Genomic DNA, 12,524 nt, shown 5'->3' with positions numbered 1-12,524 from the left:
AGTCATGTTAGAATAAGGGGAATAGTTCCTCCCCTTCCTTTTTAGCCATTTCCATTTGTTTTATCTGGATGCTGATGTTATTTTAATTTAAACATATAGGATGTTGTAACTAATATGAATAAAAAACAGATATTAATCGAATCATTTAACTTATTAGAATTACAGATTAAGCAGCTTTCACGCTTACTCTCCGAACAAAAACACTATATTGCTCATGTGTTTACCTTACCGGATACGGCCAAAGGTGATGAAAATAATGAAATAAGCGAAATTATTGTTGATAAAGTTTCTGGCACAAAAGCCATTGAAGAAACAATCACCCTACTCAATTTGTTATTTATTCACCACAAGTCAGATGAGTTAAGCAATAAAACAGCAATTCGCTTACCTGGCGTTGTGTGCATCCAAACAAATAGTCAAGGCTACCAACAGTTTCATCAGTTAATTACCGAAATTAATCAATTAAAAAGTACAGTTAAAAATATTGTAACCCAAGTTGAAGAAACTCAGCGCTTTGATTTTATTCGCGAAAGTTTGCATGGCCTACTCACGCTTAATACTTATCGCACGCTTACTGATTTAGTTGATATAGACACTTTGGGCTTTGGCTGGGCGAATAAAAAGGTGATCAATAAAATCACCAAAGAGGCATTGCTCGATAAATTACAATACAGTTTAGAAAGTGGCCGTTGCCCTGCTCATCTAACGCGAGAGCATTGGCAATTGCAGTTAAAAACAGAAATACAATTGATTGCGTCCCTTCCACATGATGCCGTTTTAAAAACACAGCGTCCTGTAAAAGTTCAACCAATTGCTCGTGTTTGGGATAAGGCACAACAAAAACAGACTCAATTTGCCTGTGCAACACCATTATTGGTCTTTGCTGTAGAAAAAACATTGGCGGAAATTAAAATTGGAGAGTTGCCTGACTACCATGCAGATAATATCGCTTTGCGTAATCGCCCCCGAGCAAAACCTGTTGAGTTATTGCTCCCTAGACTAAATCTTTATATTGAGCGATAAAAAACACCCGCTAACTTACGCCAACGGGTGTCATAAATTTAATCTTAACGTTTAAATTAAGATTTCATACTGCCAACCATGTCCTCTGGACGAACCCAGTCATTAAACTGTTCTTCCGTTAAATAGTTCAGCTTTAATGCAGACTCTTTAAGTGTTAGGCCTTCTTTATGCGCTTTTTTCGCAATTTCAGCAGCTTTATCATAACCAATGTGCGTATTTAATGCGGTCACTAGCATTAATGATTCATGCAGTAATTTTTCAATACGCTCACGGTTTGGCTCGATACCTACCGCACAGTGTTCGTTAAAGCTGCGCATACCATCTGCTAATAAACGAACCGATTGCAGGAAGTTATCAATTAACATTGGACGAAAAACGTTTAATTCAAAGTTACCCGAAGCACCACCGATGTTTACAGCTACATCGTTACCCATAACTTGTGCACACAGCATGGTTAATGCTTCACATTGTGTTGGGTTAACTTTACCTGGCATGATTGAACTACCTGGTTCGTTTTCTGGAATTGAAATTTCACCAATACCACAACGAGGGCCCGATGCTAACCATCTAACATCATTAGCGATTTTCATTAATGATGCAGCTAAGCCTTTTAATGCGCCATGAGCATGGACTAAGCTATCGCACGTTGCTAGTGCTTCGAATTTATTCGGAGCTGTGATGAATGGCTGCCCTGTTAATTCTGCGATTTTTTTCGCAACACGAACGGCATACTCAGGGTGAGTATTCAGCCCCGTACCTACTGCGGTACCACCTAATGCTAATTCACAAACATGAGGAACAGCGTTCTCAATGTGCTTCTCGCTATGGGCTAACATCGCCGCCCAGCCAGAAATTTCTTGGCCTAAAGTCAGCGGTGTTGCATCTTGTAGGTGGGTACGACCAATTTTAACAATGTCTTTGAATTCTTTTGCTTTTGCATCTAAAGTTTTATGCAAAATTTTCAGTTCTGGGAGCAGATGTTCACGAATTGCTACAACAGCAGCTACGTGCATCGCAGTTGGGAAGACATCATTTGAACTTTGACTTTTGTTAACGTCATCGTTTGGGTGGATCAGACGGTCATTACCTCTTTGACCACCTAAAATTTCACTTCCACGATTTGCTAACACTTCATTCATGTTCATGTTACTTTGTGTACCAGAACCCGTTTGCCAAATCGCTAACGGAAATTCTGTTGGGTGTTTACCCGCTAAGACTTCGTCAGCGGCTGCAAGAATTGCATCGCCACGTTCTTTTACGAGTAACCCTAAATCCATATTCACACTTGCTGCCGCTTTTTTAGTAATCGCAAGCGCGTGGATAAGTGCAACAGGCATTTTTTCTACAGATATACGGAAATGTTCTAAAGAACGCTGCGTTTGCGCGCCCCACAATTGGTCAGCAGGTACTTCGATAGGCCCCATTGAGTCTTTTTCAATGCGAGTGGCTGCCATTACTATCTCCTTAGGTACATACACAGAATAATTGATTTTAGAATCATCTGCTTGCAGGTAAGCAAATAACCGAGCAGTATAATGCCACAAATTGAATTTCATTTATGAGACTTAGTCGAGCTTATTGTGTCCTGATGTTAAGGAAATGAGTTGATTTTTACAAAAAAGAGAATTTTTCTATGCTAAAAATGATAAACAAAGTCCAAAATTATGCTTGGGGTAGTAAAACAGCCCTAACACAGCTGTATGGAATAACAAATCCAGATAATTTGCCAATGGCTGAGCTTTGGATGGGAGCCCACCCTAAAGCTAGCTCCGACGTTATCGATAGCCAAAATAGTCAAATTACACCGCTAAATACATTGATTGATAGTAATCCTGAACTGTATTTAGGAAAAAAGGTTGCGCAGACATACCACCGCTTGCCTTATCTTTTCAAAGTACTTTGTGCGGCTCAACCACTGTCCGTTCAAGTTCATCCCAATAAAAAATATGCTGAAGTTGGCTTTGCCAAAGAGAATGCTGCGGGCATACCTCTCGATTCACCGATTCGTAACTACAAAGACGATAACCATAAACCTGAACTAATCTATGCATTAACACCGTTTAAAGCCATGAATGCGTTTCGTCCTTTGGATGAAATTGCGACTTTACTTGATTTTGTTTCTGCCGCTCATCCCGATATTCAGTTATTTGTACAGTCACCAACTGAAGAAAAACTTGCGCGATTATTTGCACAAATTCTTAATCTGGCAGGGGAACAAAAAGAGTTAGCGTTAGGTGTATTAAAAGCAGCGTTAAATAGCCGCCAAGGCGAGCCTTGGGATTCAATTAAACAAATGGTCAGCCTCTACCCAGAAGATAATGGCCTATTCACCCCACTTCTTTTAAATATCATTGAACTACAACCCGGCGAAGCCATGTTTTTGTACGCAAGAACACCACATGCCTATTTAGAAGGTGTCGGTTTAGAGGTAATGGCTAATTCGGATAATGTGTTACGCGCAGGCCTCACAAATAAACATATCGATATCCCTGAATTAATTGCCAATATCGATTTTAAGCCTACAGCTGCTCATAATTTGTTAAATGTGCCCGAAAAATCTGGAAATATCTGGAAATATCATATTCCAGTAGAAGATTTTTCATTTAATATATATTCTATTAACCACTCGGGGATTACCCTAACTAACGATACAGCCTCAATTTTATTCTGTATTGAAGGTGAGTTAGTTTTAAACTCAGGTGACAAAGAAATTAGCATTGATTCTGGTGAGTCTGTTTTTCTGCCTGCGTATGAGGAAAGTGTTACTATTAAAGGTAATGGTAAACTAGCCCGAGTATTTAATCTTTAGTGTCATATTCTGTATTAACCGCCTTTCTTATGCAGCATTAAGGCGGTTATATAAAACTTATACAAATTTATAAGTGCGTTAAAAACGTACTGAAAGGATGGATGTTTATAATGAAAAAGTCATTAGTCGCGGTTGGTGTTATCGTTGCTCTGGGCGCTGTGTGGACCGGTGCATCATGGTATACAGGCTCTAAAGTTAAAGATGAACTTGATAGAGTCATCCTGAAAACCAACGATTTTTTTGCTGTAAATGTACCTGAGTCAGGTGTGAACTTTAAATTAGAAAACTACAAAAAAGGGGTTTTCTCTTCACAAGCAGATATCGTAATTACCTCTGCGGACTCTGCAACACCTGATGAGTCAATCGTATTTAAAGCGAACATCGATCATGGTCCATTCCCTATTTCACAGGTTGCTAAGTTTAATCTAATGCCTAAATTAGCAGCGACCCAAGTTGAATTAGCGAACAATGCGACAACTAAAGAATTATTTGAAGCAACCAAAGGTAAGCCATTTATTCATGGTAATGCCGTTATTGGTTACAGCAAAAGCATTGATACTAATTTAGAGTTAATCCCTGTTGAATACACAAAAGATGACGCAACGGTTTCTTTCAGTGGCTCTAAATTTGATGTTTCCACAACCGCTGATCTTGCAGCAGTTGATGCTTCTTTAGTTACTGACAGTTTAGTTATCGGTAAAAAAGATAAAACTGAGTCCATGACATTAAAAGGCTTAAAATTAGTCTCTAATGTGACCAAATCTCAATACGGTTTCTATACAGGTAAACAAGAGTTTGTTATTGCAGATACTGACTTTAACATCCCTGATACTAAATTCTCATTTAAAGATTTCAAAATCTCAAGTGATACCTCTATTACTGGTGAAGATGTTAAAGGGAATATCTCTTACAGCATCGGTGACTTAAAAGCATTAGAACAAAACTTAGGTTCAGGCGCATTAACAGTTGCGATTGAAAAATTAGATGCAAAAGCATTAGGCAAATTTGTTGAGCAGTACAATGAAGCATTAGCTCAAGGCTTAGCAAGTGGCGATCCAACAGAAGCAACTGAACGTTTAGCAATGGAAATGATGTCTACAACATTACCTGAGCTGATGAAAAGCAAGCCAGTTTTCTCTGTTAGCCCGTTCTACTGGAAAAACGAAGCTGGCCAAAGTTCTGTTGACTTAAACATCACGTTTAATAAATGGAACCAAGATGAAATCACCGCGTTAGCGATGTCTAACAAAGTTGATGAAGCAATTAAACAACTGATTTCTTCTTTTGATTTCAACCTGAAACTGAACAAACCAATGTTGATTGAATCCATGACTCAAACCATGATCATCGACCAAGGCACACCAGTTGATGCTGATACGAAGAAAGAAATGAAAGGTATGGTTACATCTGAATTTGAAGGTGTTCAGCAAATGTTAACTTCTGACATGTTCTCTTCCCCATTTGAAGAAATGTTCATGACAGACGAAGAACGTGCTGAAAAAGCAAAACAGAAAAAATCACCGTGGATGATTGATAGCGAAAATGACTTAACAATGACTATCAAATTTGCAGGTAATGACCTGACATTCAACAACGATAAATACACCTTAGCTGAATTCCTGACTAAGATGAAAGTGATGTCTAACTCTGAAGATGACACTTTAGAGTATGAAGCAGAGCCAGCACCTGGCGCTGAAGTAGCACCTGAATTAGCCCCTGCTCCGCAAGAAGCGCCAGCGAACTAATTTCTGTCATCTAAAAAGATTAAAAGCGCCAGTCAATTTGATTGGCGTTTTTTTATATCACAGATAGATATGTGATATAAGTCACATTTATTATGCAATAAACAAACACGTTTCACATTTTTCGTGATTTAAAATTGCTTTTGGCGTTATAACCGCCAAAATAAGGGAATAAAATAGATAAAGGAACATTCCGTGATAAAAACAAATCTCCCTTTAACCGATTTACATCGCCACCTTGATGGTAATATCCGTCCAGAAACCATTCTTTCCTTAGCGAAAGAACACAATATTCAGTTACCTGCCACTGAACTTGAAGCACTACGCCCTCACGTACAAATTATAGGCCAAGAAGCCGACTTAGTTGGTTTCTTAACGAAATTGGATTGGGGTGTGGCTGTTCTTGCTGATTTATACGCATGCCGTCGCGTTGCGTTTGAAAACGTAGAAGATGCCTTCAATGCAGGTATTGATTATGCAGAATTACGCTTCTCACCTTATTACATGGCAATGAAACACCAGCTGCCCGTTGAAGGTGTGGTTGAAGCTATTATTGATGGTGTACAAGCAGGTTGCCGTCAATACGATATTAAAATTAATCTGATTGGTATTTTAAGCCGTACATTTGGGCAGAAAGCCTGTACTGCTGAGTTGCAAGGTTTACTTGCACATCGTAATCAGTTATGTGCTTTAGACCTTGCAGGTGATGAGTTAGGTTTCCCTGGTGCACTATTTGAAGAACATTTTATCAAAGCACGTGATACGGGTTTAAATATTACGGTGCATGCAGGTGAAGCAGCGGGTGCTGCCAGTATTTGGCATGCAATCAAAGAATTAGGCGCACAACGTATTGGCCACGGTGTAAAAGCCATTGAAGACCCTGCTCTGATTGAATATTTAGTGCAACACCAAATTGGTATTGAAAGCTGTTTAACGTCGAATATACAAACAAGTACAGTGGCTTCATTAGCACAGCACCCTCTCAAAACCTTTTTACAACACGGTGTATTAGCATCGATTAATACTGATGACCCTGCCGTTCAAGGTATTGAGCTGCGCCATGAATACGAAGTTGCAGCCCCGGAAGCTGGTTTAACACCTGACCAGATAGAACAAGCACAACGTAACGGCCTAACAATGGCGTTTTTATCTGACAGTGAGAAAGCTGATTTAACCCAAAAAGCAGCCAACCGTTAATCAGTGAGTCAGTGAGGGCATCAAATGATGTCCTTTTCCTTCAAATCGTCTTTTCATACAAACTCGCATCGCTTCTTAGCCCCCCTGTTAAGCCGCTAAATTCAGTATCGATGCTAAGATGTGTTATTTAATAAAAGTACATAGTATGTTGTAACTAAATATTTTAGAAACTATCAAAAATGGGAACGGGTTTACAGCTTAAATAAACGTGTTATTCAAGCTGTTATTTACAACAGTTACTTTGCTAAACGTTTTGCATAACGCTGTGCTAATACCGCACACACCATTAACTGAACTTGGTGGAAAATCATCAGTGGCAGCAAAATTACCCCTACCGTTGCCGCCGGAAATAACACATTAGCCATCGGAACACCATTCGCTAGGCTCTTTTTAGACCCGCAAAAAACAATCGTAATTTCATCTTCTTTGCTAAAGCCAAACAAACGCGCCGCTAACGTATTCACCATTATGACAACAAATAAAATAATACATGTCACGACAACAATCATCAGCAGCGAGTATGCATCAATTTTCTGCCAAATTCCCTCTACTACTGCTTCACTAAATGCCACATAGACGACAAGTAATATGGAAGATCGGTCAGTCATATTGACTAACTTACGGTGGCGATTAATCCAATTAGCAATTAATGGACGTGATAAATGCCCTACAACGAAAGGTAACATTAACTGCATAAGAATGGAGCCAATGGCATTAAGTGTATCCATCGCTTGGCTGCCATCCGCATCCATCAAAAGTCCGACTAAGATAGGTGAAAGGAAGACACCTAAAATGCTTGATGCAGAAGCGCTGCAAACCGCCGCGGCGATATTTCCACCTGCAACTGAAGTGAATGCTATAGCAGATTGAACCGTTGCAGGTAATGCACACAAGTAAAGGAAACCCATATAAACCGTCGGTGACATCCATGCAGGCACAATAACGGCTAAACCTAGACCAATAAGGGGGAACAAAATAAAGGTACTTGCAAATACCAGTAGATGTAAGCGCCAGTGCCCTATCCCTGCCATGATTGATTCACGTGATAACTTAGCGCCATGCATAAAGAACAGTAAAGCTATGGCCGCAGTAGTGAGGTACTGGAAGCCTGTTTTAATATCGCCTTCACAGGGAAATAGGCTCGCTACAACCACAACACAAATCATGATCAGTAAAAAAGGGTCAATCTTTAATTTTGCAAGTAAGTTCATTTGCTTATCCATAACAAAAGCCAGCGTTTTGAGTTGGCCTTAAAATCGGTTTTAGCCTTAAAAGATAGCCGTAATAATTCATTTTTCAATGGAAAAAATCTCAGCATCCATGAATCTCATCAAAGTGACAGCGTCACGTATCTTTTATGGCGTAACATCTTAAATTTAGTAAATTCGCGAAAAAAGCACATTTGTAGTGTAAAACAAACCTCTTTTATGGAGATCTTCACTGGATCTTTATCGATCATCAGTTAATCATCGTTATAGATTCGCTTTTTCATCGCTGTGGATATAAATAAACATCGAAAAGTAGCATTAGAAGGAATGAGTTGGCAAATAAATCTATGATAGAATTGTGAAATCTATTGCGATTGGCTAAAAATGGATAATTATTTATGAATTCAGTTTATGACGCTAACCGCCTGACGGGTTGGCTTTTGGTTCCTGCAATCTACTTGCTGCTAACCTTCTTAGCCGTTTGTAGCATGACGGTGATGTATTGCATCAAGTTGTATGAAATTGTCACCACAGTAGAGGGTTGGGCAAATTTTATTCCTGCCGCGTGGTATTTGTCATTTGCCATCTCGATTGGTATGACAATATTTAGTGTCCATGTGCTTCAGCTGATGTTTTCTCGTTCAAAGCACTTCCCTCGCCGCTTTACGATTTGGTTGCTTATCTTATTGTTATTAGGCCTGAAAACATTTGCCTTTTCACCGATTGATGACAACACTGCCCTGCAAGTCCTTGCTTGGCCCCTATTAGGTGCAGGGTTCTTTGTCCCTTATTTAAAGCGTTCTCAACGAGTTAAAATGACTTTCACACAAGATCGATAAGCATCACAAAAATTGCTTGATATCATAATGGCAGTTTAACTGGCTTCGGCCAGTTTTTGTTCTTTATATTTTCATTTCAGGCAATAGCATGACTGATTATCTATTACTCTTTATTGGTACGGTGCTGGTTAACAACTTCGTCCTTGTTAAATTTCTTGGGTTATGCCCATTTATGGGTGTATCAAAAAAATTAGAACCTGCCATTGGTATGGGGCTTGCAACTGCGTTTGTCATGACGCTAGCTTCTATAAGTTCATGGTTAATTGATACATTAATCCTTGTTCCTCTTGACCTTCTCTATTTGCGCACGCTGAGCTTTATCCTTGCGATTGCTGTTGTGGTGCAATTTACAGAAATGGTTGTGCGAAAAACGAGCCCTACCTTATACCGTTTATTAGGTATTTTCTTACCCTTGATCACAACAAACTGCGCGGTATTAGGTGTCGCACTGTTAAACATCAATATGTCCCATAGCTTCTTGCAATCTGCGGTGTATGGGTTTGGTGCTTCAGTAGGCTTCTCTCTTGTTATGGTCCTGTTTGCCGCTATCCGTGAGCGACTTGCTGTTGCCAATGTCCCTGCCCCATTCCGTGGTTCTTCCATTGGCCTGATCACTGCTGGGCTGATGTCCCTTGCATTCATGGGCTTTAGTGGTTTGGTGAAATTCTAATGATGTCTGTCTGGATTGCCATCGGTATATTAGCCGTATTTGGCTTAATTTTTGGCCTAATTTTAGGCTATGCTTCATTACGTTTTAAAGTGGAAGCCGACCCGATTGTCGAGCAAGTTGAAGCGATTTTACCTCAAAGCCAATGTGGCCAATGTAGCTACCCAGGTTGCCGCCCTTACGCGGAAGCCGTCGCGAACAATGGTGAAATGATCAATAAATGCGCACCAGGTGGCGAGCAAGTCATGCTAAAAATAGCAGAATTGCTGAATGTCGACCCGCAACCCATTGATGGTGATGAAGCAGCGCAGAACCCTGTTCGTAAAGTCGCCATTATCGATGAAGAAAATTGCATCGGTTGCACAAAATGTATCCAAGCTTGCCCTGTTGATGCCATTGTTGGTGCCACTCGTGCTATGCATACCGTAATTGAAGATTTATGTACTGGGTGTGATTTGTGTGTCGCGCCCTGCCCAACTGACTGTATTGAACTTGTACCCGTGAAAACAACGACTGCAAACTGGAAGTGGGACTTAAATACCATTCCTGTGAAGAATATTTCGGTTGACCCTGTTGAACAACCTGTGATGCCAGCAAGGGAGAATTCCCATGCGTAAGTTATTCAGTTGGTTGAAAAAAGACAATATCTGGGATTTTGACGGCGGTATTCACCCGCCTGAAATGAAGCTGCAATCCAGTCGTACCCCTATGCGGGTTGCAACTGTACCTAATGAGCTGATTATCCCGTTGCAACAGCATTTAGGGCCTGAAGGTGAGCTTATTGTTCAAGTGGGTGATACTGTGCTTAAAGGCCAGCCGTTAACACGTGGCCTTGGCCGTACGGTACCTGTTCACGCGTCAACGTCAGGAACAATTACGGCAATTGAACCAATGGTCACTGCACATCCCTCTGGTTTAAAAGAATTATGTGTGCGTATTCAATCTGATGGCCAAGATGCTTGGTGCCCATTAACGCCAGTTCCAGATTACCAACAGTTAACCAAACCAGAATTGCTACATAAAATTGAACAAGCTGGGATCGCTGGTTTAGGTGGTGCGGGCTTCCCGACGGCATCTAAATTAGCCGGCGGTAAAGATGCAATTAAAACATTAATTATCAACGCCGCTGAATGTGAGCCTTATATCACCGCTGATGATAGGTTAATGCAAGAACATGCCCAAGAAGTGATTGAAGGCTGCCGTGTCTTACAACACTTATTAAATCCAGACCAAGTATTGATAGGTATTGAAGATAATAAACCAGAAGCTATCCAAGCTCTGAATAAAGCCATTACAAAACAAGACAGCAAAATTTTTGTTCGCGTGATCCCCACCAAATACCCCTCAGGGGGCGCTAAACAGCTAACGAAAATTTTAACGGGTAAAGAAGTGCCGTCTGGCGCTCGTTCATCCCAAATTGGGGTATTGATGCAAAACGTGGGGACGGTTGTTGCCATTAAACGGGCTGTAATTGATGGTCAGCCATTAATTGAGCGTGTTGTGACAGTAACGGGTGAAGCGATTTCCCAACCGGGTAATTTCTGGGCGCGTTTAGGTACGCCAGTGAAACACTTACTGCAACAGTCGGGCTTTAACCCTGAACCGGAGCAAATGGTGATCATGGGTGGCCCACTAATGGGCTTTACCCTACCCGACCTCAATGTCCCTGTAGTCAAAATTTGTAACTGCCTTTTAGTGCCAACAATGGAAGAAATGGGGCCAAAAGCCCTTGAAGAAGCCTGTATCCGTTGTGGGTTATGTGTTGATGCCTGCCCTGCGGCTTTATTACCTCAACAACTATACTGGTTCAGCAAAGGTGATGAGCATGAAAAAGCACAAAAACACAATTTATTCGATTGCATCGAGTGTGGTGCTTGCGCCTACGTTTGCCCAAGTAATATTCCGTTAGTCCAATACTATCGCCAAGAAAAAGCAGAAATTCGCGAGATCGCACAAGAAGAACGCCGTGCGGCAGAAGCAAAATTACGCTTTGAGGCGAAACAACAACGAATGGAACGCGACAAACTTGCCCGCGAAGAACGCCATAAAAAAGCAGCAGTTCAAGTTGAAAGTGCAGATAAAGACGCAGTAAATGCGGCATTGGCGCGAGTGAAAGCAAAACAAACTGCGAGCCAAGAGCCAATCAATATTATTTCCGGCGAATTACCTGATAACAGCGCGGTTATTGCAGCTCGTGAAGCGCGAAAAGCACAAGCTCGAGCCAAACAAGCTGAAAAACTGGCTAATGAGCAAGTTAATGCGCCCGTTAACGGGTCGGATGTTGACCCACGTAAAGCGGCTGTTGCTGCGGCAATTGCCCGCGCGAAAGCCAAAAAAGCGGCGCAGGAGCAAACTGAGCCTGCGGTTGAAGCGCAAATAGAAGCCGATGTCGACCCACGTAAAGCCGCTGTTGCTGCGGCAATTGCCCGTGCGAAAGCCAAAAAAGCGGCGCAGGAGCAAACTGAGCCTGCGGTAGAAGCGCAAGTAGAAGCCGACGTCGACCCTCGCAAAGCCGCTGTTGCTGCGGCAATTGCCCGTGCGAAGGCCAAAAAAGCGGCGCAGGAGCAAACTGAGCCTGCGGTTGAAGCGCAAGTAGAAGCCAACGTCGACCCTCGCAAAGCCGCTGTTGCTGCGGCAATTGCCCGTGCGAAAGCCAAAAAAGCGGCGCAGGAGCAAACTGAGCCTGCGGTAGAAGCGCAAGTAGAAGCCGACGTCGACCCTCGCAAAGCCGCTGTTGCTGCGGCAATTGCCCGTGCGAAGGCCAAAAAAGCGGCGCAGGAGCAAACTGAGCCTGCAGTTGAAGCGCAAGTAGAAGCCAACGTCGACCCACGTAAAGCGGCTGTTGCTGCGGCAATTGCCCGTGCGAAAGCCAAAAAAGCGGCGCAGGAGCAAACTGCAATTGATGAATTATCGCCTGCGGCCGAGCAACCCATCGAGGAAGAAACTGACCCTCGGAAAATTGCGGTTGCTGCTGCGATTGCCCGCGTCAAAGCGAAACAAGCTGAAAAGCACAATGAACAAACGATAACAGAGTAAGTG

10 protein-coding genes are annotated in these 12,524 nt (G+C 41.8%); 8 read left to right on the top strand and 2 right to left on the bottom strand.

The window, feature by feature from the left end; all coding sequences use genetic code 11:
- The first annotated feature begins 114 nt into the window (after positions 1 to 114).
- Positions 115 to 1,023, top strand: coding sequence for a DNA replication terminus site-binding protein (gene tus, locus J6836_RS06535; RefSeq protein ID WP_219247845.1), 909 nt, complete (start codon positions 115 to 117; stop codon positions 1,021 to 1,023).
- Positions 1,024 to 1,079: 56 nt separating this feature from the next.
- On the opposite strand, the gene fumC is transcribed toward tus, so the two are convergent.
- A complete protein-coding gene (gene fumC, locus J6836_RS06530; protein WP_219247843.1) occupies positions 1,080 to 2,477 on the bottom strand; it encodes a class II fumarate hydratase in 1,398 nt (465 codons plus the stop codon).
- A gap of 179 nt (positions 2,478 to 2,656) precedes the next feature.
- Here fumC and manA point away from each other — a divergent pair, with 179 nt between their 5' ends.
- The 3 genes from manA to add all read left to right on the top strand — a co-directional run bounded on the left by manA (position 2,657) and on the right by add (position 6,771).
- Positions 2,657 to 3,832, top strand: coding sequence for a mannose-6-phosphate isomerase (gene manA / locus J6836_RS06525; RefSeq protein WP_219247841.1), 1,176 nt, complete (start codon positions 2,657 to 2,659; stop codon positions 3,830 to 3,832).
- A gap of 110 nt (positions 3,833 to 3,942) precedes the next feature.
- Positions 3,943 to 5,577: a YdgA family protein gene (locus J6836_RS06520; RefSeq protein WP_255586338.1), complete on the top strand. Its 1,635-nt coding sequence runs from the start codon at positions 3,943 to 3,945 to the stop codon at positions 5,575 to 5,577.
- A gap of 192 nt (positions 5,578 to 5,769) precedes the next feature.
- A complete protein-coding gene (gene add, locus J6836_RS06515; RefSeq protein WP_219247837.1) occupies positions 5,770 to 6,771 on the top strand; it encodes an adenosine deaminase in 1,002 nt (333 codons plus the stop codon).
- A 236-nt stretch (positions 6,772 to 7,007) separates the two neighbouring features.
- Here the strand turns inward: add and J6836_RS06510 are convergent, their stop codons facing one another.
- Positions 7,008 to 7,982, bottom strand: a complete 975-nt coding sequence (locus J6836_RS06510) for a bile acid:sodium symporter family protein (RefSeq protein WP_219249413.1) — start codon at positions 7,980 to 7,982, stop codon at positions 7,008 to 7,010.
- A gap of 395 nt (positions 7,983 to 8,377) precedes the next feature.
- Between J6836_RS06510 and J6836_RS06505 the strand changes: the two genes are divergently transcribed.
- The 4 genes from J6836_RS06505 (at position 8,378) to rsxC (ending at position 12,521) form a co-directional block, all read left to right on the top strand.
- Positions 8,378 to 8,818 carry a DUF2569 domain-containing protein gene (locus J6836_RS06505; RefSeq protein WP_219247835.1) on the top strand — a complete coding sequence of 147 codons (441 nt, stop codon included), beginning with the start codon at positions 8,378 to 8,380 and terminating at the stop codon, positions 8,816 to 8,818.
- Positions 8,819 to 8,906: 88 nt separating this feature from the next.
- Complete coding sequence (rsxA, locus tag J6836_RS06500) at positions 8,907 to 9,488, top strand: electron transport complex subunit RsxA (protein WP_219247833.1); 582 nt, start codon at positions 8,907 to 8,909, stop codon at positions 9,486 to 9,488.
- Positions 9,488 to 10,102 carry an electron transport complex subunit RsxB gene (rsxB, locus tag J6836_RS06495; RefSeq protein WP_219247831.1) on the top strand — a complete coding sequence of 205 codons (615 nt, stop codon included), beginning with the start codon at positions 9,488 to 9,490 and terminating at the stop codon, positions 10,100 to 10,102. The genes rsxA and rsxB overlap by 1 nt, the downstream gene beginning before the upstream one ends.
- Positions 10,095 to 12,521 carry an electron transport complex subunit RsxC gene (gene rsxC, locus J6836_RS06490; protein WP_219247829.1) on the top strand — a complete coding sequence of 809 codons (2,427 nt, stop codon included), beginning with the start codon at positions 10,095 to 10,097 and terminating at the stop codon, positions 12,519 to 12,521. The genes rsxB and rsxC overlap by 8 nt, the downstream gene beginning before the upstream one ends.
- The last annotated feature ends 3 nt before the right edge of the window (positions 12,522 to 12,524 follow it).

This window comes from Providencia sp. R33 (genome assembly GCF_019343475.1).
Classification (GTDB): domain Bacteria; phylum Pseudomonadota; class Gammaproteobacteria; order Enterobacterales; family Enterobacteriaceae; genus Providencia.
This window is presented reverse-complemented; position numbering and strand designations above follow the sequence as displayed.

Coding starts and splice junctions, on each gene's coding strand:
- tus (WP_219247845.1), top strand. CDS start 115: ATGAATAAAAAACAGATATTAATCGAATCATTTAACTTATTAGAATTA.
- fumC (WP_219247843.1), bottom strand. CDS start 2,477: ATGGCAGCCACTCGCATTGAAAAAGACTCAATGGGGCCTATCGAAGTA.
- manA (WP_219247841.1), top strand. CDS start 2,657: ATGCTAAAAATGATAAACAAAGTCCAAAATTATGCTTGGGGTAGTAAA.
- J6836_RS06520 (WP_255586338.1), top strand. CDS start 3,943: ATGAAAAAGTCATTAGTCGCGGTTGGTGTTATCGTTGCTCTGGGCGCT.
- J6836_RS06510 (WP_219249413.1), bottom strand. CDS start 7,982: ATGAACTTACTTGCAAAATTAAAGATTGACCCTTTTTTACTGATCATG.
- J6836_RS06505 (WP_219247835.1), top strand. CDS start 8,378: ATGAATTCAGTTTATGACGCTAACCGCCTGACGGGTTGGCTTTTGGTT.
- rsxA (WP_219247833.1), top strand. CDS start 8,907: ATGACTGATTATCTATTACTCTTTATTGGTACGGTGCTGGTTAACAAC.
- rsxB (WP_219247831.1), top strand. CDS start 9,488: ATGATGTCTGTCTGGATTGCCATCGGTATATTAGCCGTATTTGGCTTA.
- rsxC (WP_219247829.1), top strand. CDS start 10,095: ATGCGTAAGTTATTCAGTTGGTTGAAAAAAGACAATATCTGGGATTTT.